20 protein-coding genes are annotated in these 24,305 nt (G+C 69.7%); 9 read left to right on the forward strand and 11 right to left on the reverse strand.

The window, feature by feature from the left end; genetic code table 11:
• The 4 genes from VFB40_RS25880 to VFB40_RS25895 form a co-directional block, all read right to left on the reverse strand.
• Positions 1-741, reverse strand: a 741-nt coding sequence (locus VFB40_RS25880; protein WP_324855147.1) for an alpha-galactosidase, incomplete at its 3' end; no start/stop codon positions are given.
• A 188-nt stretch (positions 742-929) separates the two neighbouring features.
• Complete coding sequence (locus VFB40_RS25885) at positions 930-1,373, reverse strand: DoxX family protein (RefSeq protein WP_324855149.1); 444 nt, start codon at positions 1,371-1,373, stop codon at positions 930-932.
• 142 nt (positions 1,374-1,515) lie between these two features.
• Entirely contained in the window at positions 1,516-2,346 is an 831-nt protein-coding gene (locus tag VFB40_RS25890) for a ZIP family metal transporter (protein WP_324855151.1), read from the reverse strand.
• A 330-nt stretch (positions 2,347-2,676) separates the two neighbouring features.
• Entirely contained in the window at positions 2,677-3,696 is a 1,020-nt protein-coding gene (locus tag VFB40_RS25895) for a LacI family DNA-binding transcriptional regulator (protein WP_324855153.1), read from the reverse strand.
• A 315-nt stretch (positions 3,697-4,011) separates the two neighbouring features.
• On the opposite strand from VFB40_RS25895, the gene VFB40_RS25900 reads away from it, so the two are divergent.
• Both VFB40_RS25900 and VFB40_RS25905 read left to right on the forward strand, forming a co-directional pair.
• Positions 4,012-6,147 carry a transglycosylase domain-containing protein gene (locus tag VFB40_RS25900; protein WP_324855155.1) on the forward strand — a complete coding sequence of 712 codons (2,136 nt, stop codon included), beginning with the start codon at positions 4,012-4,014 and terminating at the stop codon, positions 6,145-6,147.
• Between the two features lie 175 nt (positions 6,148-6,322).
• Positions 6,323-8,281, forward strand: coding sequence for a cellulase family glycosylhydrolase (locus tag VFB40_RS25905; protein ID WP_324855157.1), 1,959 nt, complete (start codon positions 6,323-6,325; stop codon positions 8,279-8,281).
• A 94-nt stretch (positions 8,282-8,375) separates the two neighbouring features.
• Here the strand turns inward: VFB40_RS25905 and VFB40_RS25910 are convergent, their stop codons facing one another.
• Positions 8,376-9,170, reverse strand: a complete 795-nt coding sequence (locus VFB40_RS25910; RefSeq protein ID WP_324855158.1) for an STAS domain-containing protein — start codon at positions 9,168-9,170, stop codon at positions 8,376-8,378.
• A gap of 818 nt (positions 9,171-9,988) precedes the next feature.
• Positions 9,989-10,390 carry an SRPBCC family protein gene (locus tag VFB40_RS25915; RefSeq protein WP_324855160.1) on the reverse strand — a complete coding sequence of 134 codons (402 nt, stop codon included), beginning with the start codon at positions 10,388-10,390 and terminating at the stop codon, positions 9,989-9,991.
• A 262-nt stretch (positions 10,391-10,652) separates the two neighbouring features.
• Between VFB40_RS25915 and VFB40_RS25920 the strand changes: the two genes are divergently transcribed.
• The 4 genes from VFB40_RS25920 (at position 10,653) to VFB40_RS25935 (ending at position 14,469) form a co-directional block, all read left to right on the forward strand.
• Entirely contained in the window at positions 10,653-11,777 is a 1,125-nt protein-coding gene (locus VFB40_RS25920) for a sensor histidine kinase (protein WP_324855162.1), read from the forward strand.
• Complete coding sequence (locus VFB40_RS25925; RefSeq protein ID WP_324855164.1) at positions 11,774-12,466, forward strand: response regulator; 693 nt, start codon at positions 11,774-11,776, stop codon at positions 12,464-12,466. The genes VFB40_RS25920 and VFB40_RS25925 overlap by 4 nt, the downstream gene beginning before the upstream one ends.
• Positions 12,467-12,589: 123 nt before the next feature.
• On the forward strand, positions 12,590-13,624 hold the full coding sequence (locus VFB40_RS25930) for an ABC transporter ATP-binding protein (RefSeq protein WP_324855166.1): 1,035 nt from the start codon (positions 12,590-12,592) through the stop codon (positions 13,622-13,624).
• The gene (locus VFB40_RS25935) at positions 13,621-14,469 is read left to right on the forward strand and encodes an ABC transporter permease (RefSeq protein WP_324855168.1); all 849 of its coding nucleotides are present in this window, start codon (positions 13,621-13,623) and stop codon (positions 14,467-14,469) included. The genes VFB40_RS25930 and VFB40_RS25935 overlap by 4 nt, the downstream gene beginning before the upstream one ends.
• A 96-nt stretch (positions 14,470-14,565) precedes the next feature.
• Here VFB40_RS25935 and VFB40_RS25940 read toward each other — a convergent pair whose 3' ends face one another.
• The 3 genes from VFB40_RS25940 to VFB40_RS25950 form a co-directional block, all read right to left on the reverse strand.
• A complete protein-coding gene (locus VFB40_RS25940) occupies positions 14,566-15,660 on the reverse strand; it encodes an ABC transporter substrate-binding protein (protein WP_324855170.1) in 1,095 nt (364 codons plus the stop codon).
• 115 nt (positions 15,661-15,775) lie between these two features.
• A complete protein-coding gene (locus tag VFB40_RS25945; protein ID WP_324855172.1) occupies positions 15,776-16,672 on the reverse strand; it encodes an ABC transporter permease in 897 nt (298 codons plus the stop codon).
• Entirely contained in the window at positions 16,669-17,529 is an 861-nt protein-coding gene (locus VFB40_RS25950; RefSeq protein WP_324855174.1) for an ABC transporter ATP-binding protein, read from the reverse strand. Before VFB40_RS25950 ends, VFB40_RS25945 begins: the two co-directional genes overlap by 4 nt.
• Positions 17,530-17,783: 254 nt before the next feature.
• Here VFB40_RS25950 and VFB40_RS25955 point away from each other — a divergent pair, with 254 nt between their 5' ends.
• Both VFB40_RS25955 and VFB40_RS25960 read left to right on the forward strand, forming a co-directional pair.
• Complete coding sequence (locus VFB40_RS25955; protein WP_324855176.1) at positions 17,784-19,433, forward strand: sensor histidine kinase; 1,650 nt, start codon at positions 17,784-17,786, stop codon at positions 19,431-19,433.
• Positions 19,430-20,176 carry a response regulator gene (locus tag VFB40_RS25960; protein WP_324855178.1) on the forward strand — a complete coding sequence of 249 codons (747 nt, stop codon included), beginning with the start codon at positions 19,430-19,432 and terminating at the stop codon, positions 20,174-20,176. Before VFB40_RS25955 ends, VFB40_RS25960 begins: the two co-directional genes overlap by 4 nt.
• Positions 20,177-20,196: 20 nt before the next feature.
• Here VFB40_RS25960 and VFB40_RS25965 read toward each other — a convergent pair whose 3' ends face one another.
• Positions 20,197-20,832, reverse strand: coding sequence for a hypothetical protein (locus VFB40_RS25965; RefSeq protein WP_324855180.1), 636 nt, complete (start codon positions 20,830-20,832; stop codon positions 20,197-20,199).
• Between the two features lie 135 nt (positions 20,833-20,967).
• Here VFB40_RS25965 and VFB40_RS25970 point away from each other — a divergent pair, with 135 nt between their 5' ends.
• A complete protein-coding gene (locus VFB40_RS25970; RefSeq protein WP_324855182.1) occupies positions 20,968-21,573 on the forward strand; it encodes an O-methyltransferase in 606 nt (201 codons plus the stop codon).
• 151 nt (positions 21,574-21,724) lie between these two features.
• On the opposite strand, the gene VFB40_RS25975 is transcribed toward VFB40_RS25970, so the two are convergent.
• Entirely contained in the window at positions 21,725-23,851 is a 2,127-nt protein-coding gene (locus VFB40_RS25975; RefSeq protein ID WP_324855183.1) for a cellulose binding domain-containing protein, read from the reverse strand.
• Positions 23,852-24,305: the final 454 nt, after the last annotated feature.

The raw sequence follows: 24,305 nt of genomic DNA on the forward strand, positions 1-24,305 counted from the left end.
CGCGAGGCTGTTGGACAGCTCCAGGTGGATCGGCCGCCCGGTCTGCCGCAGCGCGGTGGACCAGGCCTGGACGTCCGCCACGTCGCTGAGCCCGACGCCGTCGATCTTGACGTAGTCCACGCCCCAGGAGGCGAACTCATCGGCCCACGAGTTGATGAACTCTTGTGCGCCGGGCTTGGTGTAGTCGATCCCGACCATACCCTTGCAGTTGTAGTTCTTCTCCGCGGCCGTGCTCGCGATGTCGTCGGCGTGGAAGGAGGTGCCGAGGATTTGCGTGTTCTGTGCGACCGCCTGCTTGGAGATGCCGGGCGTGACGTAGAGGCCGAATTTGAGCCCGTCGGCGTGCACGTGGTTGGCGACGACCTGGATGCCGTTGGTCGAGCCGCTGGGCGGGAACTTCGTGGCGTCGGTGACCCAGCGGCCGTTCGCGTCCACGTTCGGGCCCTGACTGCCCGGGCACTGGTACCAGAAGTCGTCGACGTTGACGTACTGGTACCCCACCGACGCCAGGCCGCTGCTCTTCATCGCATCCGCCTGGGCGTCGATCTTCGCGGCGGTCGGATCGTGCCGGATGAAGCTCCAGCTGCTCCAGCCCAGCGCGGGCGTGCCGCCCACGCCGTTGTCCTCGGCGAGCGCGGGCGACGGCATCAGCGTCGCATAGCCCGCACTCGCCGCGACCAGCGCGAACGCGACGAGCGCCGCGCGCCTCTTAGGTCCTGCAATTCCTGTCAGACGGTGCATGTACCGCTCCAGAACTCTCAGCTTCCGCTGGCAATTCAACACGCGCGAACACAATTCGTTAGGGAACGAAACTTATTCGCACCGGAGTAAACGACCTGCCCGGAACGCTGTCAAGGCCTGGAGCGCGACCGCTCCGCCCGGCGGGCCGCGCGCCGGACGGAGCGGAGGGAATCAGGGTTCCGTGCCGGCTAGGCCTCGCCGGCGACGGGCTGCGGCGCGCCGGATCTGGCGCGCAGCCTCGCCACCACCGCGTCGAGCGAAAGCGGTCCCGGGCCGAGGATGGCGATCATCAGGAAGCCCCAGCAGAACAGCGCGGCGGGCTCGCCGCCGTTCTGGATCGGCAGCACGGCGTGCTTCTGGTGCACCGAGAAGTAGGCGTAGGCCATAGACCCGGACAGCAGTACGGCGGCCGGCCTGGTGGCCAGGCCCATCAGGATCAGCAGCCCGCACACCAGCTGGATCAGGGCCGCGGTGCCGCCGGGCCACTGCGTCGGCGAAACGGTCTTCCCCGTGCCGAGCGAGCCGCCGAACAGGCCGAACAGCGTCGATGCGCCGTGGCAGGAGATCAGCAGGCCGAGCACGATGCGGTACAGGGAGGTCAGGTGCTGGTTGAGCGACAGGGCGTTGCGCATCTGATCACCGTCTCAGGGTGGGTGCGCCGGCGAGCGCCGGATCACGCGCGAAACGGATCCCCGCGACGGGTAGTTCAGCACTCTGTGAAACTTGCCGCGCCGCGCGGTTTAAACCCGTGCGCTGCGGAATTTCGGGCCGGTATCAGGCTCCTGCGGCGGTCACCACGGCGTCGGTGACGAAGCCGAGGACCACTCCGAGCAGCAGGCCCCAGGTGGTCAGCTCCTTGCGGCCCATCCTGCGCGCCACCGCGAGCAGCTCGATCACGACGTACAGGATCGAGCCGGCCGCCAGGGTCAGGAAGCCGATCGAGAGCGTGTCGTTGACCACGTGCTGCCCGACGAGGGTGCCCAGGAAGGTCGGCCCGCCGCCGATGAGGCCGAGCAGTCCGAGCCGCGCCCAGGTCGGCATCCGCCCCTCGGCGGCCATCGGGGCCACGATGCCGAAGCCCTCGGTGGCGTTGTGCAGCCCGAAGCCGATGATCAGCAGCACCGCGAGCTGGAGCTTGCCGGTCGCGGCCGAGTTGCCGATGGCCAGGCCCTCGGCGAAGTTGTGCAGGCCGATGCCCACCGCGATCATCATCGCCAGGTCGAAGAAGCGGGTGAACGCGGCCGAGCGGGGATTGAGCTCGTCGACCGCGGCCGCGCCGGGACCGAAGCCGCGCGCCCTGGCGGCCCGGCGGGCGACGTAGCGGTCGAAGTACACCAGCGCCACCAGGCCGGCGCCGAAGCAGGCGAAGAACACCGCGCCGTTGCCGACCGCGGAGCCGTAGCGGTGGTCGGAGAGCGCGGAGTCGATCGGCTCCCAGGCGTGCGAGAGCACGTCCCAGAGCAGGAAGATCAGGATGCCCGTGGCGACCGAGTTGAGCAGCGCGCGCAGCGTCGGCGCGGGGGAGCGCAGCCGCCCGATCGGCAGGCCCAGGTAGATGGTGAAACCGGCCACCGCCCCCAGCAGTGTTATCTGCGACGACGACATCCGGAATCCTCCACGGCGGATCGGGGCGCGCGGGACGCGGGCGCGCGGGCTTCGCCGCCCGGGCGTTCCAGGGCGACCAGTCGGCAAGGTTAACCTAAGTTAGGGTTGCCTAACAAATCTGCTCGCGCAATCGGCCGGGCGGACTAATGATCGCGGCACCGGTCCGCGGCGGCCAGGGCCGAACGGGCCGGAGCTCAGCGATGTGGGGGTAGGTCGCTGAGAGCCGGCCCTGGTGTGGAGACGGCCGCGGCGCCGCCGAGGTTGGTAGGCCCTTACCCCGGTTTCCTGATCTTTACCTGGATCCGAGGCCCGCGGCCGGACGCGAATCCGTCACGCGCGCGCCGGTCCGGTGCTGTCGCGCACCACGAGCTGCGTCGGCAGTTCGAAGCGCAGGCCCTCGATCTGCTCGCCGCCGGCCAGCCGCAGCAGCGTGCGCGCGGCCAGCGCGCCCATCTCGCTCAGCGGCTGGCGCACCGTGGTCAGCGGCGGCGAGGACCAGCGCACCTCGGGCAGATCGTCGAACCCGATGATGCTCAGGTCGTCCGGGACCCGAAGTCCGCGCTGGCGCACCGCCTCGTATCCGCCCAGCGCCATCTGGTCGCTGGAGGCGAAGATCGCGGTCGGCGGCTGCGCGAGCGCGAGCAGTTCCGCGGCGCCCTTGAATCCGGACTCGTGGTAGAAGTCGCCCTGCACGATCAGCTGCGGGTCCACCGCTATCTCGGCGGCCTCGAGCGCGGCCCGGTACCCGTCGAGGCGGGTGCGGCTGCACACCAGGGTGCGCGGCCCGGCGATGAAGCCGATCCGCCGGTGGCCCAGCGAGATCAGGTGCTCGGTCGCCGCCAGCGAGCCGGACCAGTTCGCGGCCCCGATCGTCGGCACCTCGTGCCCGGGCACGCCCGCCGGGTCGATCACGACCGTGGGCGCGTTGAGGCGGCGCAGCTCGGTGTGCAGCGGGGACTGCACGTCGGAGGTCACCAGGATGACGCCGTCGGTGTTGCGCGCCTGCACGTTGCGCAGCCACTGCCGGGTCGCGGCCGGGCGGCGGTGGATCGCCGAGACCACCGTGCCCACGCAGGCGGCGTGCCCGACGTCCTCCACGCCGCGGATGATCTCCACCGCCCACGGGCTGTCGAGGTCGTTGAACACCAGGTCGATCAGCCCGGCCGGCTCCTGCGAGCGGTTGACCCGGCGCCGGTAGCCGTGCCGGCGCAGCAGCTCCTCGACCCGCTCGCGGGTCTCCGGCGCCACGTCGGAGCGGCCGTTGAGCACCCGGGAGACCGTGGGCACCGAGACCCCCGCCTCTCGGGCGATGCTGGTCATGGTGATTCTGGGCCCATCCTGGGCAGCCACCACGGCTCCTCCCCTTCGCTCCGCGGTCGCGGCAGGCGGCGAGCCCGGACTTCCGGCAGTGGCCTGCGCTGTTGCGGCCCGCACCTGGTGCTTTACGGCCAGGCTAGCATCGGGGAAGCCGGGCCGGGCGTGAAACGTGTGTTCTGAAAGGGGCGGAAAATCAGCCGGGTGACTTCCGGAATGTCACGGATGATGCGTTCCGCTCCCCGGTGAACCGGCGCGAAGCTGACGGCCGCTCGGTTTTCGCGCCAAGACTGCTGCGTTACGCAAGCGAGTCCGGTTGCTGCACGTGGCGACCCGAGTACGCTGATCCCCATGAGCAAGGCGGCCGGGAGGACGGGGTTGCGGGGGGCGGGCCGACTGCTCGGCAACCTGCTGATATTCATCATCATCAGCGCGCTCGGCGGCATCATGCTCGCCGGGCTGAGCCTGCCCCTGGTGGGCAGCGCGGGGCTGGCCGCGAAGGCCGCCTCGGACCATTTCGAGGACCTGCCCAGCGATTTCGAGACCCCGGTACTACCGCAGCGTTCGAAGATACTCGCCGACGACGGCAGCCTCATCGCCTACACCTGGAGCGACGACCTGGGCGGCAACCGGGTCGTGGTGCCGATGTCGCAGATAAGCCCGAGCATGCCGCAGGCCCTGGTCGCCATCGAGGACGTGCGTTTCTACCAGCACGGCGGCATCGACATAAAGGGCACGATCCGCGCCCTGGTGCACAACTCCAACGGCGGCAACCTGCAGGGCGGCTCGACCATCGCGCAGCAGTACGTGAAGAACGTGCTGCTCCTCGAGGCGGGCACCGACAAGGTCAAGCAGCAGGCCGCCATCGCCGACACCTTCACCCGCAAGGTCACCGAGCTCAAATACGCGGTCGCGGTCGAGAAGTCGCTCACCAAGGAGCAGATCCTCGAGCGGTACCTCAACCTGGTGTACTTCGGCAACGGCGCCTACGGCGTCGAGGCGGCGGCCGAGCGCTACTTCTCCACCACCTCGGCCAAGCTCACCGTCCCGCAGGCCGCCCTGCTGGCCGCGCTGGTCAACAGCCCGAGCGACTACGACCCGCTGCAGCACCCGGCCGCGGCGCTGGCCCGCCGCAACATAGTCCTGCAGGACATGGCCAGCCCGGTGCTCAAATACCTGACGGACGCGCAGGTCGCCGCGTATCAGAAGACTCCGCTCGGCCTGAAGCCGACCCCGCCGAAGCACGGCTGCATCGTCGCGCAGGGCTCGGCCGCGTTCTTCTGCAACTACGTGTACCAGACGTTCATCAACGACCCGGACTACGGACCGACCAAGGCGGCCCGGATCCAGATGTGGAACATGGGCGGCCTGACCATCCACACCACGATGAGCGCGAAGGACGAGACGGCGGCGGACCGGGCCATCTCCAGCCACACCTACGCCACCGACAAGGTCGCCTCGGCGCTGGCCATGATCCAGCCGGGGACCGGCCAGATCAAGGCGATGGCCCAGTCCAAGCCGATGGGCAACAACCTGGGCGACACCTACCTGAACCTGGCCGGCGACCCCGCGCACGAGGGCAGCGGCGGCTATCAGGCCGGCTCCTCGTTCAAGATCTTCGTCGGGCTCGCCGCGCTCGAGGACGGGCACGATCCCAGCCAGGTGATGAGCGTGCCGAGCCCGATGGACGACGCGGGCACCCGGATCGCCGCCTGCCCGGGCAACGGCACGCACTCGGTGCTCTGGACCGCGGACTACCACCCGAGCAACGACGACGGGAACGCGTTCAGCGGCCCCCTCGACCAGGCGTTCTGGTTCTCCGTCAACACCTACTTCCTCACCCTCGAGGAGCAGACCGGGCTGTGCCACCCCGCGCAGATCGCCCAGTCGATGGGTGTCACCTTCGACAACGACAGCGGGAACGGCAGGCCGCTCGACCAGTTCCCGTCCTTCACCCTCGGCACGAACCTGATCACGCCGATCGAGATGGCCGGCGCCTACGCGACCATCGCCGCCCAGGGCACCTACTGCAAGCCGTACGTCATCACGGCCGTCACGGACGGCGCCGGCCGCCAGCTCGCGGCGCAGCACCCGAGCTGCCGCGCGGTGCTCGACCCCAACATCGCCAACGAGCTGACCGCGCTGCTGCGCGGCGTGCTCACCCAGCCGGGCGCGACCGCGTCCGGGCTCGGCCTCGACCGCCCGGCCGCGGGCAAGACCGGAACGACCACAAGCTCCATCGCCACCTGGTTCGACGGCTACACGCCGCAGCTGGCCACCGCCGTGTGGACCGGCTTCATCCGCCCGGACACGCTCAAGGGCGACTTCATGGGCAACATGCGCGTCGGCGGGCAGTACTACTACGGGCAGATCTTCGGCGCGACGATCTCCGCGCCGATCTGGCAGGAGGCGATGACCCGCGCGCTCTCGGGCGTGCCGGTCCAGGACTTCACCGCGCCGCACGGCTTCCCGCCCGAACCGCAGTAACCCCGAACCGCCGTATCCCGAACCGCAATCGGCGCAGCGCCGTGTCTCCGGTTGCCCGCCGGCCTGTCGCCCGGCGACAACCGGAACGCGCAAGATTGGCAACCCGCGTACTTCCGCCGAACGCCGGGCTACCCGACACTGCCGGGATACCTACGGCGCGAAGGATGGAAGATCGATGGCGGCGGTGCGAGGCGGGCGGCTGAGCCGACTGCGAGGCAGGATGACGGCGACGGCCCTGGCGATCGGCCTGGCCGCGGCGGCCGGTGCGGCGACCGGAACCGGCGGCGGGGTGGCGATCGCGGCGACGACCGGCAATCAGTGGTTTGACAACGCCACGAGCGCCACGCTCACCGTCACGCCGAACGGCTTCGTCGACGGCTACGGCCGCCAAGTCGTGCTGCGCGGCTTCAACGTCTCCGGCGAGGCGAAGCTGGCTGAGAACAACGGACTGCCGTTCGCCAGCGTGGCCGACGCGCGGACCTCGGCCGCCGCGATGCGCCGGCTGACCGGCGCGAACTCGATCAGGTTCCTGCTCACCTGGGCGTACATCGAGCCGCAGCCGAACCAGATCGACTACACGTATCTGGCCAACGTCACCGCGCAGATGCAGCCCTTCCTCGACGACGGCATCGACGTGCTCGTCGACTTCCACGAGGACCTGTTCTCCCGCTACCTGTTCAACAGCGGGAGCTGGTACACCGGCGACGGCGCGCCGCAGTGGGTGATCAACGCCGGCGGTTACCCGCAGGAGAGCTGCGGCATCTGCTTCAACTGGGGCCAGAACATCACGCAGAACGCCGCCGTGCAGGACGCGACCTACGACTTCTGGCACAACAGGGTGCTGACGACCTCCGCGGGACAGATCGCGGAGCAGGATGCTTATCTCGGACAGGCTCAGGCCGCGCTCACCTACCTGCGCACGCATCTGAGTGCCGACGAGTACACCCGCGTGCTCGGCGTGGACCCGTACAACGAGCCCTACGCGGGCAAGTACGACTCCGGGCAGACCAGCCAGACCTGGGAGCGCGACGTGCTGTGGCCCTTCTTCCAGAAGTTCCGCACCGCGATGGACGGCGCCGGCTGGTCGGCCAAGCCCGCGTTCGTTGAGCCCAACCTGTTCTGGAACGCGAACCTCTCCTTCGAGCAGCAGGCCGGCGGGCTGGCCAACGTCGGCGCGATCGGCACGAGGTACGTCTTCAACACGCACTTCTACGACGAGGCGGCGCTCTCGGGCGTCTTCATGATCGGCAAGGCCGCCGACGGCCAGTACACCTCGAACTTCGACACCATCCGCCAGCGCGGCTCCAGCCTCGGCACCTCGGCGCTGGTCAGCGAGTACGGCAGCCCGGAGAGCGGCTACACCTCGGACAAGACCCCGACGGTGCTCAAGGCGATGTACCAGGCCTTGGACTCCGGCGTGGCCGGGGCGAACTGGTGGAGCCAGGCGGCGCAGTCCGGCGGCGTGGTCAGCGGCACCGAGTGGCAGTGGGACCTCTACAGCGGCCGGCACGACGAGCTGATGAACGGCAACGCGAGCAAGGTGGAGACCAGCGGCGACGCCTGGAACGGCGAGGACTTCTCGGTCATCGACACCGACTCCTCCGGCGCGGTCCAGCTGCGCCAGGACGTGCGCGTGCTCGACCGGCTCTACCCGCTCGCGGTGGCCGGCCACACGCTGGCCTTCACCTACGAGGACCGCTCGCGTGACGGATCCACCACGCTGACCTGGAACCCGGTCCCCTCCAGCCTGCCGAACACGGCCGCGCTGGTCGGCTCGGGTCAGTACGGCGTGCTGGTCTGGCGCTCGACCGGTTCGGCGGCGCCGACCGAGCTGCATCTGCCCGCCGCGTTCACGCCCGCGGGTACGACAGTCGTGTCCGACCTGGGCACGGTGACGGGCTTGCCCGCGTACGCTGCGACCGGCCAGGCGACTAGCACGCCGATCGCATACGCGGCGCTGCCGGGCGCGAGCGGCGTCAACAGGCTGCTGCTCTCGGACAGCTCCGTGGCCGGAACCCTGCACTTCGCGCTGATCACCAACGGCTCCTCCAGCGCGACCGCGGCCCAGCGCGCGGCGGCGCAGGCCGAACTCGCCGTATGGGCCGCCGGCGCCGGGTTCCCGTCCGGGTCCTGAGACACCTCCGCGCCCGCGCGGGGCTTTCCGCTCAGCGGAACGGATTCGCTCTGGGCAGTGTGCTGCGCGTACGGCCAACGGCTCGTCGGCGTTCTTACGTCGGCGAGCCGTGACCGTGTGCGTGCTGATGCGAGCCGACTCGGCGCAATGACTCGCGCAGCGAGTGCGAGGACCACCACGGCTTCGATCGCGAGACGGGGCCTTGGCCCTGGACGACGACACCCTCCAACACGGTCGGCTCCACAGGCGGGCGCCGGTGTATCACGGAGAACCTCGCCGCGACCGGATGGGCCTTGAGGCGAGTCGTACTCTGCGACGACGTCTCGGCGTCCGATTCCTCCCCGTCAACACTGCCGGCCATGTCGACGCCGACGCCGTCAAGGCCGACGCCGTCAACACCGACCGTCGCGCCAACCTCATCGTGCTTTCTCATCGCGCCCGGCGACCGGTGTGCGGCCGACGACCTCGGGCGCGCCGCGACCTGAGACTTCGCAGGTTGCAACAGCTCCCGCACCGGCTCGGAAGGCGAGCGCAGCCAGAAGTCGACGTGCGCGGCCCGGGCTGCCCCGCGCACGTCGAGCAGCGCTCGCAGCGCGGCGGGGCTCGCGGCGGTGATCCCGGCGAGATCGACGATGAGTTGCCGCGGTCTGCGCCGCAGGATGTGCCGCAGTGGCGTGGTAAGCAGCGCGACCGATCCGGAGTTGAGCTCGCCTTCGACGGTGATGACCGGAGCGTGCCGGTCGCCGCCGACCTGGAAGCGCAGCGCGGGGGCCGCCTCGTCGGGGCTGGGGCGCCACATGAGCATGTCGAAGGCCATCGTGTCGTCGTCGGCGCGATGCAGATTGCGGCCGATCATGCCGACCGCCGGCCCGTCCCAGGCGGAGAACATGGCGGCGAAGATCGGTGTCTCGTGAGCGCGGACAGACTCGATCGTGTGTTCGTGCGGTTCTGCCTCCGGCGCGGCCGCCTCGGCCTGCGTCTCCTGCTGCGCCGCCGCTGATGGCTCTTCAGCTGCTGCAGGCTGATCTTCGGGCGTGGCGGCCGCTACTGGCTCCGAGTCAGATGCCTCGGATACCTCCGACGGCTCTGATGGCTCTGACGACTCGGCCGGCTCTGATGACTCTTCAGCCGGCGCGGGCTCCTCTGTGGCGTCCGCAACTGACTTTGCCTGCGACGCCTCGGACGCTTTTTCGGTCGATACAGGGGGCGACGCCTTCTTGCGCGGCTTGCGGACCGGCCTTTGTGCCGCCGTCTTGGCTGCTTCCGTCGTCCCGGTCGCCTTCGTCCTCCTGGTTACTCGCGTCGCCCCGGTCGGTTCTGTCGTCTCCGCCTTCTCAGCGATCTTCTCGGTGATCTTCTCAGCGATCGCGGTCTCGGTGGTCTGCGTCGGTGCGTCCATGCGCCCTCCTCGTGGACGTGTTCGAGCCGAATCCTCCGCGTCATCACCGCTGCCCTTGGGTGTGCGGCATGGCGCGGCCATCCGGTGCTGAAGCACCGTCGCGCTGTGGTTTCAACGCCTGGCCAGGTACGTGCTCGCGTGCCGCCGAACATGAACGCTCCGGTCACGGAAGCGGCGCGGCGTATACCCCGACTCGAACGAGCTACACGTGCTGAAGGCCGAACAATCTGGCGAATGACATCGAGGCGTCTACCGCCCCGCGTGAAGACGCACCTGCCGCATCACGGCTCGACGACGAACCGGGATCGTCAGTCACCCACCTCCATCAGGCGCTTGAGCCTGGCCAGGTCCGCGGCGACGGCTTGCGCGTCCGCGGCGAATTCCTCGTCTGTCACGCCCTCCCTGCGCCGCAGCGTGAACACGATCTCGCAGCCGTCGCCGTCCGCGATGACGCGCATCGGGTTGTAGACGACCTCGCCGGACGGCATCGTGACGTCGTGGTCGAGCACGCCGAAATCGTTGCGCGGCGCAAAGGCGAGGCCCAGCCGGCCCACCGAGGTTCGCACGAACCAGCGCCCGTCGACCTGCTCCACCGCGGTGCCCAGGCCCGGCGCCCAACGAGGCAGGTTCGTCGGCTCCACCGCGAACTCGTAGACCTCCCGGGTCGGCCGGTCGATCCGCTCACTCAGGTGCTTCGATTCGAACCGCATGGATCAAGCCTGACAGGCCCCACCGACAATCCGCCTCGGCCTGCGGTCTCATACCTGAGTAGGGGTCGGCCTGCCCCCGCCGGAGGTGGTCGGCCGGTTCGGCGCGTGCGATGCTGGCGCTGTGGTGACCGCTGAAGAGCAGGCTGGGACGCTGGCCGCGCGCGGGTCGCGGTTCCAGGCCGCGGTCACCCTGGCCATCAAGCGCAAGCGGACGGCCGCTTTACGTCTGGCGCGGCGCCCGGACGTCCAATTCGCCGGAGCGGTGCTGCTCGCCGTGTTCGCGGCGCATTCCAGCCTCAGGCACACCGCCGGTCTCAGCGAGAACGTGGCGTTGTCACTGGCGTTGGCAGCGACGCTTCCGCTGGCCGCCGTTCGCATCGCACCGCTGTTCTCGCTCGTCGCGACGATCGCCGCGAGCAGCGTATTCATCGTTAGTGCCCGGCTGGCCTGGCCGGCCACGGCGATCTTCGCGTGGCTGATCTCCCTCGCGCTCAGCCCGCTGCTGCTGCGCAGATGGCAGGCGGCGGCCCTCCTGATCGCTGCGGAATCGGCGGTGATCGCGGCCGTCTTCGTCCCGGCCCGGATCAACGCGACACCCTGGGACGCGACGATCGCTGAGGGCGTCGTCGCGTTAGCCGCCTGGTGGATCGGTGAGAATCTACGCGCTCGCAAAGAGGTCACGGTCGAGCGCGCGCGTACGGCGCAACGGTTGCAGGCCCTCGCCGAGCAGGACGCGGTGGCGCGTGAACGTGCGCGTATCGCACGCGAGTTGCACGACGTGGTGGCTCATCACGTGTCCACGATCGCGGTACGCGCGGCGACGTTGCCGTACGAGGTCGGCGACATGCCGCCGCCGATTCGCACCGCACTGAACGAAATCGCAGAAGGGGCACGCGCCGCCCTGGTCGATCTACGAGCCGTGCTCGGGGTCCTGCGCAGCGGTGACGAGGCCCCTGAGGGTGCACCACAGCCCCGCCTCGCAGATCTGCCCAGGCTGATCGCACGCGTTCAATCCACGGGCACGCCAGTGGTGCTACGCATCGACGGCCAGGAGCGCCCGTTGTCCGACGGTGTGGAAGTGTGCGGCTACCGCATCGTCCAAGAGGCGTTGACGAACACGGTTAGACACGCGCCCGGCAGCAACGTGGATGTCGATGCGGAGTACCGCGCCGACGAACTGACGATCCGCGTGCGCGATAACGGACGCGGACGACCGTGCGCACCGGGAGACGGAACGGGATTCGGTCTCGTCGGGATGCGGGAGCGCGTGGCGATGCTCGGCGGCAGCCTGCGTGCGGGACCGCGTCCTAGCGGCGGCTTCGAAGTCGTCGCGAAGCTGCCGTGTCCTACACCGGCCGCGAACAGCGGCGAGGAGCGCCCCGCGTGACCGACCCGACGCGCATCCTCATCGTCGACGACCAGGCGGTCGTCCGGCTCGGCTTCTCCAGCCTGGTCGGCTCGCAACCCGACATGGTGGTGGTCGGCGCGGCCGGAGACGGACGTGAGGCGGTGCGCCTCGCCGAGGACCTGGCCGCGCGAAATCAGGGCCCGCACGTCGTCCTCATGGACATCCGCATGCCCGTGCTCGGCGGCATCGAGGCGACCGCGCAGCTCGGCAGGCTTCCCGAGCCGCCCTCCGTCATCGCGCTGACCACCTTCGACCTCGACGACTACGTCTTCGACGCGCTGCGCGCCGGGGCCAGCGGCTTCCTGCTCAAAGACGCCACGCCGGAGCAGATCCTCGAGGCGATCCGCGTCGTCGCCGCAGGTGACGGCCTGCTCGCTCCGGCGGTAACGCGCCGCCTCATCGCGCAGTTCGCGCGTCAGCCGAGGCTGACCGCTCCCGCGCGGCTCGACCGATTGACCGGCCGCGAACGCGAAGTGCTGCTGCTCGTCGCACGCGGCCTGTCCAACGCGGAGATCGCGACGCGCCTGTGCCTGGCCGAACAGACCGTGAAGAGCCATGTCGGCGCGTTGCTGTCGAAGCTGGGCCTTCGTGACCGCGTTCAGGCGGTCGTGCTCGCCTACGAGAGCGGACTGGTCACGCCCGGCGCCTCCGCCGATCAGCCGGCCTGACGTAGCGCCGGCGGCGAGGCACTACGGCGGCAGGCCGGTTCCCCCGAAAGTAGCGGTCGGCGGCCGGAAACCGGCTACTGGCGGCCGAGGCGATCGGCGCGGCGCGCGCCTAGCGTCGGCGGCATGATTGAAGTCAGGGAACTGAGCAAACGCTACGGCGGCAAGACCGCCGTCGATGCGCTGACCTTCACCGTCAAGCCGGGCGCGGTCACCGGCTTCCTCGGCCCCAACGGCGCCGGCAAATCCACCACGATGCGCATGATGCTCGGTCTCTCGCGGCCGGACTCCGGAACCGCGACCGTCAACGGGCGCCCCTTCACCGAACATCGCCGCGCCCTGCACGAAGCCGGTGCGCTGCTCGACGCACACGCCGCGCACCGCGGCCGCAGTTCCTACAACCACCTGCTGTGCCTCGCGCAGTCCAACCGCATTCCGCGCCGCAGGGTCGACCAAGTGCTCGAACTCGTCGGACTCGCCGGCGTCGCGGGGCGGCGCGTCGGCGCGTTCTCCCTCGGCATGGCGCAGCGCCTCGGGATCGCCGCCGCGCTGCTCGGCGATCCGCCAGTGCTGATCTGCGACGAACCGATCAACGGACTCGATCCCGAAGGCATCTTGTGGATGCGGACGCTGCTGCGCGGCCTCGCAGCCGAGGGCCGCACGGTTCTGGTTTCGAGCCACCTGATGAGCGAGATGGCGCTCACCGCGGACCACCTCGTGGTCATCGGCCGCGGCCGGCTGCTCGCCGACACCGGCGTCCGCGAATTCGTCGAGGGCGGCGCGCGTAGCAGTGTCCTGGTTCGCTCGTCGGACCAGGCGCGGCTCGCGGCGCTGCTGGAGCGCGCCGGGGCGGTGGTGCGTCCCGCCGAGCCGAGGCACGCAGCGGGAGAGGCGGAGGCGGGCGAGTCGGCGTCACCGCGCGGTGGACTCCTCGCGAGCGGCATCACCGCGGCCGAGATCGGCGAGCTGGCTGTGCGCCATGACATCGTGCCGCACGAGCTGGCCACGCAGCACGCGTCGCTGGAAGCCGCGTACATGGAGCTCACCAGGGACGCGGTCGACTACCGCGCCGAGAATGCCGACGTCCCCGGCACCAGCACCGGCACCGGCATCAGCAGCGGCGAATCAGCAACCGATGAAACGAAGCGAGTGCGCGCATGACGACGACTCAGTTCACCGCCCAGGCACCGGCCTCGGACGCCGCGCGACGATCGGCCGGGTCGGCGCTGTCCGACTTCGGCGCCGTCATGCTCGCCGAATGGACCAAGCTGCGCACGGTGCGCTCGACCTACTGGACCGCCGTGTTCGCCGCGCTCGCGGTCATCGGGATCGCCGCCGGGTCGTGCGCGCAGTGGGCCGACACGATCAGCCAGCACCGCGACCGGCTCTCCGACCTGGACCCGATCACCGCCAGCCTGACCGGCACCTACCTCGGCCAGCTCGCGGTCGGCACGCTCGGCGTCCTGGTCATCAGCGCCGAATACGGCAGCGGCATGATCTCGGCCACCCTCACCGCGATCCCGCAGCGGCGTACCGTACTCGCCGCCAAGGCCCTGACCTTCACCGCGGCGAACCTCGTCTTCGGCCAGCTGGTCGGCTTCGCGGCCTTCGGCCTCGGCCAGGCGATCCTCTCCACTCAGCACGCCGGAGTGTCGCTTTCCCATCCCGGCGCGCTGCGCGCCACGACCGGCGCGGGGCTCTACCTCGCCGCCGTCGGGCTGCTCGGCTTCGGCATCGGCGCCGCCGTCCGCCACACCGCGGGGGCCCTGGCCACGCTGTTCGGCCTGCTCTTCCTGCCCTCCGCGCTCGCCGATCTGCTGCCGCCGTCCAAGCACTACGTGATCGAATACATGCCCGCGAACTCCGGCAGCCAAGTCTTCACCGCGAACCCGCATCCTCCGGCGCTCGCGCCGTGGACCGGCTTCGCGGTCTTCTGCCTGTATGTGGTCGCGGGTCTGATCGCCGCGGTCATCCTCACCGAGCGGCGCGACGCTGTGCTCGGTTGACCGCTGTGCTCGGCTGACCGCGCGCGCAGCGGGGGGCGCCGGCACCGGGTTTTTGCCAACACCGGTGCCGGCGCCCCGCCGGATGTACCCGCCCGATCAGCCGTCAGAGCCGGCCGGAGTCGTGGTGACGGTGTAGCCCTCAGCCTTGTTCGCGGCGACCGCGAAGTCGTTGGTGAAGGTGGTGCCCAGGTTCACCGAGGAGGTGGCCGAGCCGATCAGCTCCTCCATCGCCAGCACCGTCTTCGGGCCGCCGGCCGGCATGATGCCGTCCGGCAGGAACTGGCCCTTGTCCTGGGTCAGGGCCGCGATGTAGTCGGCCTTGGTGACCAGGCTGTTCTGCACGTAGGACTGGGGGAGCTTGTCGGCGATGTCCGCCGCCGAGTGCGTGTTGATCCAGTGCATCGTGTCCACCAGCGCGTCCACGACCTTCTGCACGGTCGCCTTGTTCGAGTTGACCCAGTCGGTGCGGGCCAGCACGCCCGCGGCCGGCCAGGCGCCGCCGAGGGCCTGGGTCGCGCCGGCCGTGGTGGCCAGGTCGATGGCCGAGTAGGCCAGGCCCTTCTGCTGTAGCGCGGTGACCGTCGGCTGGGTGGTCATGACGCACTGCGCGGAACCGCTCTTGATCGCTGCGATGGCGGTCGAGCCGGCGCCGACTGCGAGCCGGTGGATCTGGGAGGTCTTGATGCCCTTCTGCGCGGCCAGGAACTTGGTCAGCGAGTCGGTGCCCGAACCGAGGTCGGTGACGCCGAGGGTCTTGCCGGCGAAGTCCGCAGCCGAGTGCACGCCGCTGTTCGTACCGCACATCTCACGCTCGCCCGGCGCGCCGGACAGCTGCACGATGTCCTCGACCGCCTTGCCCTTGACCTGGAAGTCGATGGTGTGCACGTACCAGGCCCCGGCCATGTCGACCTGCCCGGAGGCCACCGCGTCCTCGGCGCCGACTCCGCCGTCGACTTCCGTGCTCAGCTGCATGTTGACGCCGTACTTCTTGTAGTAGCCGAGCTGCTGGGCCAGTTCATACGGCAGGTAGATCTGCTTGTCGATGCCACCGACCATGAGTGTGACGGTCGGCGTGCTGGCGCCGCCCGAGCCTGCGCTCTGGCTGTTGCCGCTGTTGCTGCTGCCGCACGCCGCGGCCGCGCCGAGGGCGAGTGTGCCCGCCAGCGACAGTGCGAGAGTCCGCTTGATCATGACTCGTCGGTCCTTTCGTCATTGAGGGAGTGAGCCTGTTGCGGGTGTGGAGGTGGAGCGGTGTTGCATGGCGGAGGCCAGGCGAGGGCCTGAGCTCCGCCGCGGCGTGCGGTGCCTAGATGGCCACCGCCTCCGAGGGGGACGGCGGGCGCCAGGAGAGCAGCCGGCGCTCGACGAAGGTGAGGACGAACTCCGCGATCAGCGTGATCACCGAGATCACCAGCATCCCGGCGAACACCCCGTCGGGATCGAGGTTGCCCTGGGCGGTCTTGATGACCAGGCCGACGCCGTGTTCGGCGCCGAGCACCTCGCCGACCAGCGCTCCGACGATCGCGAAGCCGAAGGCGGTGTGCAGGCTGGCGATGATCCAGGTGAGCGCGGAGGGCAGGGTCACGTGCCGGATCACTTGGAGCTGCGAGGCCCCGAGCACCTTGACGTTCGCCAGGATGTTGCGGTCCACCTCGCGCACGCCCTGGAAGGCGTTGAAGAACACCACGAAGAAGACCAGCACCGCGGAGAGCAGCACCTTCGGGGTGATCCCGATGCCGAACGCGACCACGAAGATCGCGCCGAGCACGATCCGGGGAATCGCGTTGACGATCTTGATGTACGGGCCGAGCACCTCGGAAAGGAAGCGGTTCTGGCCGAGCGCGAGTCCCAGCACGATGCCCGCCGCGGCGCCGAGGCCGAAGCCGAAGACGGCCTCCTTGAGCGTGGTGAAGATGTCGGTCCAGAACGAGCCGAACTCGGTGCCGTGCTCGAACAGGTCGAGCGTGCGCTTCCAGATGCCGGAGGGCTGGCCGTAGAAGAACGGGTCGACGATCTTGAGCGAGGTGAACAGCTGCCAGCCGCCGATCACGAACACCGCGAAGGCCAGGCGGGCGGCCCACAGCAGGTACAGGCGCCTGCGCCGGGCTTTGCGGCCCGCTTCGGTGGCGCTGCGGTTCGCGTCGGAGGCCGAGCGCGCCGGGTTGGGGCTCACCGGCTCGGTTGCGGCGGACGTGATGCTCATGCGTTGACTCCCGCGGTGCGTGCGTAGGCGCGCTCGACCTCTTCGCGCAGCGATGCCCAGATCTGGTGCTGGATCTCGAGGAAGCGCGGCTCGTAGCGAATTTCCTGTACCGGGCCGCGCGGACGCGGCAGGTCCACGTCGTAGACCGCCTTGACGGAACCGGGACCCGAGGTCATCACGACCACGCGGTCAGCCAGCGCGACCGCCTCGTCCAGGTCGTGCGTGATGAAGAGGACCGAAGGACGAAGCTGCTCCCACAGGCCCAGCAGCTCGGTCTGCATGATCGCCTTCGTCTGCACGTCCAGCGCGCCGAAGGGTTCGTCCATGAGCAGGATCTGCGGCTCGTTGATCAGCGCCGCGGCCATGCCCACGCGCTTGCGCATGCCGCCGGAGAGCTGGTGCGGGTGGTGGTCCTCGAAGCCGGCCAGGCCGACCCGGCGCAGCCAGTCGCGGGCCAGCTCGCGGGCTTCCCGCTTGCCGAGGCCGCGGAACACCGGCCCCATCTCGACGTTGCCGACCACCGTCTTCCACGGCAGCAGCGCGTCCTGCTGGAACATGAAGCTGATGCCCTCGGTGATCCCGGTCACCTCATGTCCGCCGACCTTCACCGAGCCCTCGCTCGGCTTGTCGAGTCCCGAGACCATGCTCAGCGTGGTGGACTTGCCGCAGCCGGTCGGCCCGACCACGGCGCAGAACTGGCCGGGCTCCACGGTGAAGGTCACGTCGCGCAGCGCGGTGAACGCCTCTCCCTTCGGAGTGAGGAACCGTTTGGTCAGTCCCGTCACCTCGATCCGGGAGGCGTCCGAGTCGAACGCCCCGGCGGCCGGTCTGTTCGCGAGTTGATTGCGTGAAGCCATCTGTCCGTTCCCTCTGCGGTGCGTGCTGACTGCGTGTTACAGCCGGGTGGATTGGCGATGACGCTAGAGGCCGCGCCAGGTTACGTCGCCGTTTCGCGCACATCCCGCGTTAGTCGCATTAAGCGGGGTTTTGCGCGTTGTGCTCACGGAGAAGTCGCTGATCAACGGGGCGTGCGCGTAACAAGACCATCACGTTTGGGCCTGTCGGTCCGGGGCTCTTGTCGCGCCGTGCGGTTCTCGTCACAATCGGGCAAATGCGGCGTTCGCGAATGCGCAGGCTCTCCACCCAGATCCTCGTCAGCCAGATCGTGATCCTGGTGGCGGTGGTTCTGGTGGGCTTCGTGCTGTTCGCCTACCAGCAGCGCGGGCAGCTCGATGAGCAATACGAGCAGCGGGCCGCGGACATCGCGGCCACCGTGGCCGGAATCCCCGAGGTCGGCTCCTGCCTGGAGACCGAGGGCGGGGCCTGCGGGGACAGCATCCAGCAGATCGCCACGCGGGTGCAGACCGAGACCGGGGCGTCGTACGTCGTGGTCATCGACATGAACCGGGTCCGCCACTCGCACCCGAACCCGGCGCTGATCGGGCAGCAGGTCGAAGAGCCGATAGCGACGGTCGACGGCAAGATCCACGTGCGCATGGATCCGGGCTCGCTGGGCCGGTCGGCCAACGGCAGGGCGCCGCTGTACGGACCGGACGGCGTGATGGTCGGCGAGGTCTCCGCGGGCATCACGGAAACCTCGATCACCAGCGAGCTGGCGCAGGAACTGCCCGGCGAGGCGCTGTGGGTCGCCGCCGCGCTCGCGGCCGCCGCGTTCGCCTCGTGGCTGCTCGCGGCGCGGCTCAAGCGCCGCACCTTCGGGCTTGAGCTTGACGAGATCACGACCCTGCTGCAGGAGCGCGAGGCCACGCTGCACGGCATCCGCGAAGGCGTGATCGCGTTCGACCCGGCCGGCCGCGTCACCATGATCAACGACGAGGCGCGCCGGCTGCTCGGTCTGGGCACCGCCGGGATCGGCGGCCGGCTGGAGGACCTGGTCCCGGAGGGCCGGCTGCGCGACGTGCTCTCCGGCGAGATCGCCGGCCAGGACCAGGTGGTGCTCACCGACGACTACTGCCTCACCGTCAACCGGATGCCGGTCACGCTGGCCGGCCGGTCGCACGGCGCGGTGGTCACGCTGCGGGACCGCACCGAGCTGTCCGGGCTGCTGCGCGAGCTCGACAGCGTCAGGGGCCTGACGGACGCGCTGCGGGCGCAGCAGCACGAGTTCTCCAACCACATGCACACCGTCGCCGGCCTGCTCGAACTGGGCGAGTCCGCCGAGGCGCTGCACTACCTGACCGACCTGGGCGGCGCCGAGGCCGAGTTCGCCGAGTCGGTGCGCTCGCGCATCGCCTCCCCGCTCATCGTGGGGCTGATCCTCGGCAAGGCCGCGGTCGCCAGCGAGCGCGGCGTGGTTCTCGCGCTCAGCGACGACACGCTGCTGAGCGAGGCCCCGGAGAAGGCGCAGGCGCTCACCACGATCCTCGGCAACCTGATCGACAACGCCTTCGAAGCGCTCGGCGGCACCGGCGCCGCGGGCGGCTGCCAGGTGCCGGGCGGTTTCGGCCGGGTCGAGGTCACGATCGTCGAGGACGGCAGCGAGATCACGGTGCGGGTCGCCGACGACGGCCCGGGCATCCCGCCGGGCGCGGCGGACTCGATCTTCGTGGACGGGTACACCACCAAGCCGGAATCCGGCTCCCGCCGCCGCGGCCTCGGCCTGGCCCTGGTCCACCGGCTTGTCCAGCGTCTCGGCGGGCAGATCACCGTCTCCGAAGGGCCGGGCGCCGTGTTCACGGTCCGGCTGCCCAAGCACGCGCGCGACGTCGTACCGGCCTTGGCGAAGGCGGCCACCGGATGAATACCGACTCCGTGGGCCTCGACTCCGCGAGCGCCGATCCGATGCGACCGGCGCCGATCCGCACGCTGATCGTCGACGACGACTACCGGGTCGCGAAGATCCACGCGGCCTACGTGGCCAGAACCGAGGGCTTTGAGACAGTCGGCCTCGCGCACTCGGCCAGGGAGGCACTCGCGGCGGTGGACGCGCTGCACCCGGACCTGGTCCTCATGGACGTCTACCTCCCCGACGGCGACGGCCTCGGCGTGGTGCGCAAGCTGATGGAACGCGATGAGCACCCCGACTGCGTGGTCATCACCGCGGCGCGCGACGTGAACACCGTGCGCACCGCGATGCAGCTGGGCGCGGTTCACTACCTGGTCAAACCGTTCGGATTCAACACGCTGAACGACAAGCTCAGCGCGTACCGCAGCATGCGATTGCGGATGGAGGCGCTCAAGGACCAGGCCGACCAGTCCGACGTGGACGCGCTCTTCGGCCTGCTGCGCGGCCCCGCCACGCTGCCCTCGAACCCGGTGAAGGGCCATTCCGCGCCGACGCTGGAGCTGATCCGTGACGCGGTGCGCTCGGCTCCGGCCCCGGTCTCGGCGGCCGAAGTCGCCGAGCAGGTCGGGGTGAGCCGGGCGACCGCGCAGCGGTATCTCAGCTATCTGGCTCAGCACGGCCTCGTGCGGCTCCAGCTGCGCTACGGCGTAACCGGTCGGCCTGAACACCTCTACACGGCGGCCGGCGCCGGGCAGTGATCGCGGGCCGCGGGTCAGTGTCAGTGCACTCGTACGTGCCCTGACCCGCTCGTGATCAGCATTTGGCTCAGCAGAGCCGCACCCTGGCAGCTCGGACCCGTCGCGTCCACCTCGTCCAGCTTGATCGTCAGGTCGAACTGGCCGCTGATGCCCTGGTAGGCGCCGGTGCCCGAGCCCGCCACGATCGGCGCCGCGTGGGACGCGGACACGCTGCCCGAGCAGGTGCCCGTATTCGTCGGGAACTGCGTGCGCATCACCGCGACGAAGGCCTGGTCGAGCGCCGCGATGTCGAGCCGGAACGAGCCGTGGGCCAGGTCCAGCCGCAACTGGCTGTTGTGCTCGGGGTTGGCCGAGCCGTCCGGGTTCACGCTCACCGCCTTGCCGTAGTCGCCGATCGCCCCGGTGAGGATCACGCCGGAATCCGGCCCGTCGTCGTCGGTGTAGTCCACCAGGTGCACGCTGTCGCCGCCGCGGTAGATCGCGGCGGCCTGCGCCACGGTGTCCGCAGCGTTCTGATTGCCTGCCGCGTTCGGGGCTTTCGCCGCGCCCGGGGCGCTCGTAGCGCAGCCGCTCACCACCAGGGCGCCAATCGCCGCGGCCAGGATTCCCACGGACAGCACAAGGTCGGCGCCGGGTCCCCGTCGTCGTCTGGGCATCGCCAAGTCCTCTCTTCGGGCGTGATCCCCACCCTGCTCGCGCCGGGACCGGTGAGCATCGGGGATAGCCCGGGTAAGACCCTGATCGATCCCTGAGTCCGGCCCGGCAGGCGAGGCTCGGAGATAATCAGGGCCATGACGCAAGACGGGACCGCCGCGTACGAGGGTCTCAGCGATCTGCCGCCGCTCGTGCAGGCCGCCGTGCAGCGGGCCCGCGCCGCCGGCTTCGCCTACAGCTGCCTGCCTGCTCAGGGCGAACTGCTGCGCGTGCTCGCCGCAGGAATCGGCGCCGGCGTCATCGGCGAGACCGGCACCGGCTACGGCGTGGGGCTGGCCTGGCTGGCGACCGGCGCACACCCGCAGGCCCGGCTGTTCAGCGTCGAGCGCGAGCCGGAGCGCGCCGAGGCGTCCGCGCGGTTGTTCAGCGCTCGGCCGAACGTCAGGGTTCGATCCGGGGACTGGAGCGAACTGCACGCCTTCGCGCCCTTCGACCTGCTCGTCCTCGACGGCGGCGGCCAGGGCGAGGGCAAGGAGCCGCCGCTGGGTCCGGAGACCTGGCTGCGCCCCGGCGGCGTGCTGGTCATCGACGACCTCTCGCCGCTGACCGGTTGGCCGCCCCGCTTTGAAGGCCGCGTCGACACGGCGCGGCAGTACTGGCTCGATCATCCGCGGCTGCGCGCGACGCAGATCAACGTCGCTCCCGGCCACGCGACACTGCTCGCCACCTACATCGGCGAGTAGGCCAGGCAGCCACGCCCGATCCCGTTTCCGGGAACAGGGAACCGGCCGGCGGCGCGCGGGTTTCGGGCTGGCCCGCGGCGCCACCGACCGGTTCGATCCGGCCCGGCCGCCGCCGTGAGCTTGACGCGGCCGGGCTATGAAGTGAGGCTCCTTAGTTGTTCGCGCACACCGTGCCGTTGATGAAGAACGCGGTGGGTGCCGGGTCCAGCCCGGTGTCCGTGCCGTTGAAGCCGAGGCTCACCGTGCCGCCGCTTGCCGCGATGGTGCTGTTCCAGGACGCGGCGGTGACCGTCACGTTCTGGCCGGACTGGGTCCACGTGCCGTTCCAGCCGGACTGCACCGCCTCGCCGGTGGCCGGCCAGGCGAAGGTCAGCGTCCAGTTGTTGATGGCGCTGGTTCCCTTGTTGGTCAGCGTGATGCTCCCGCCGAACCCGCCGGGCCAGCTGCTGCTGATCGCGTAGTGGACCGCGCAGGTGCTGTTGGCCGGCGGTGGGACGGTGAAGGTGACCGGGGGAGAGGGCAGCGACGGGTTGCCGTGTGTGTCGACCGCGACGACGTTGTACGTGTAGCTCGCCCCGATCGTCAGGCCGCTGAGATTGAGGGTGGTGCCGGTCGGGCTGGCGACCAGGGTGCTGCCGCCGCCGCTGCCGAGCTGGTAGACCTGGTAGTTCGCGACCGGGTACGTGCCCGCCGCCGAGGCGGTCCAGCTCAGCGTTCCGGTGCCGGTGTTGTTGCCGGAGGTGCTGGAGGACAGGTTCGACACGGTCGGCTGTCCGGGAGCGCCGGGCGCGGTCGCGCCGGTTCCGCCGCTGCCGGGAATCTGGATCACGGTCAGCGAGTACGGGGCCACGGTCACCGACGAGGCAGAGCTCTGCGTCGTGCTGCTGATCGAGCTGCCGCCGTTGGCGTAGGTGTAGAGAGTCGGGCTGCCCGAGGGGGTGAAGCCGTTCAGCGCCAGGTTCGCGGTGTAGGAGTTCGACGGGTCCTCGTTCTCGATCAGGACGCTGAGACTACCTCCCGCGCGGCGCACCGCGTGCACCTTGACCAGTGCGTTTCCGGAGGCGGTGTTCACCATCGTGTCGCCCGGCGCGCCGAGCTTGGTGAGCAGCTCGATCGCGTAGTAGGGCGCGAAGGGCGTTTCGACGGCCGGCTCGGTCACGCCGCTGTTGTTGGCCCCGTTGGAGAAGATCCCGTAGTCGCCGTAGTCCTGCACGCCGGCGACCACGGCCGGGGTGTTCGTCCCCGGGCCGTTGTGCTCGTCCCACCAGTCGACGTTGACCACGCCGTTCTCCAGCCAGCTCATGTACATGTCGGCGCCGAACAGCGCGGCCGGCTGGGTGTCGGTGTCAATGGTCGAGTTCGTCTCGGTGACCAGGATCGGCACGTTCGCCGGGTTCACGCCGGCGTACTGCTGGATCTCCGAGTGCAGGGTCGAGACGATGCCGGAGATGTCGGTCGGGTCGGTCAGCATCCCGGCCGCGTTCGAGCCGCCGGGGTAGTAGTGCACGATGACGCAGTCGGTCTTCGAGCCCAGCGCCTTGAGCACGGTCTGGTTCCAGGACTGCGGGCTTGTGGTCGGGTTCGTGACGTTGTCCGGCCAGAAGCCGGGCGTGGTCAGGATCGCGCACACGTGGATGTTCGAGCTGACGGCCTTCATCGCGGAGATATAGCTGAGCACGCCGGTGGCGTAGGTGCTCGGGCCGCAGTTGTAGGTCTGGTTCGGCTCGCTGCCGATGGTCACCGGGCCGCCGGAGGCCGAGGTGGTGCAGTGGCTGTCGGCCTCCCAGTTCGCGCCGTAGGTGCCGTTGCCGTAGACCTCGTTGCCGACCTCCCAGTACTGGATGTTGTAGTGGTTGGTCACGTTCGCGTTCTGCACCCACGCCGCCGCGAGCGCCGGGGTTCCGGTGCCGTAGTTCACGGTGATGATCGGGCTGGTGCCGGCGGCCTGCGCAGTGCTCATGAAGTTGCTGAAGGCGGTGTTCGGCGCGTCGTAGCCGCCCTGTGCGACGTTCGTCTGCCAGTTGTAGATGTCAGAGTACGAACCGCCGGGGTACCGCAGCGCGTTGATCCCGGCGGCCTTGAGCAGGCCGGGGATCGGGGCGTCGTTCATGTAACTGTCGTACACGGCGGTGTTCAGGCCGATCGCCCCGGACGGGATCGTGCCGAGACCGGCGGTGGCGTTGACCGTCACCGCGACGGCGGTCGCCGCCTGGGCCGGGGGAGCGGTGACGCCGGCCAGAGCGGTCGCGCCGAGGATCGCTGCGCCGATCCACGACACCGCCTTCCTGGACCGCGCCGTGCTCGTCGAGAGCGGGGCCGTCCGAACCGTGGTTGTCCGAGGTTTCCGTGCTGCCATAGCCCGACTCCTTGCCGGCCGGTGGGATTCGCGCCTCGGGCGGAAGGCGCGCACGCCCCCGGGTTACGGGCAATTCGGGGGCTTGTCCACTCGCCCGGCCGAGCTCGAGAACCGCTCCCCATCAACGCGCTGTCGAATGCCGTCGAACAGGCAGTTCCAGGGTCATTTCGGATACAGGCGTTCATACGTCCGTTGTCATGGCGCTCGTGAAAGTAGGTGATGGCCCGGAGTGGGGAGCGCTCTCTGGCAGAGTCCTAAATGGCCGGTACGGCAACTGGACAGAACGTGCCGATTCTGGGCAATGCAGGCATGAGATTCCCTTGACGGATGCCGTGAATCGCGCGATGCTACCTCAGAATTGGAGAGCGCTCTCCAA

This window comes from Actinocrinis sp. (genome assembly GCF_035650855.1).
Lineage (GTDB): Bacteria > Actinomycetota > Actinomycetes > Streptomycetales > Catenulisporaceae > Actinocrinis.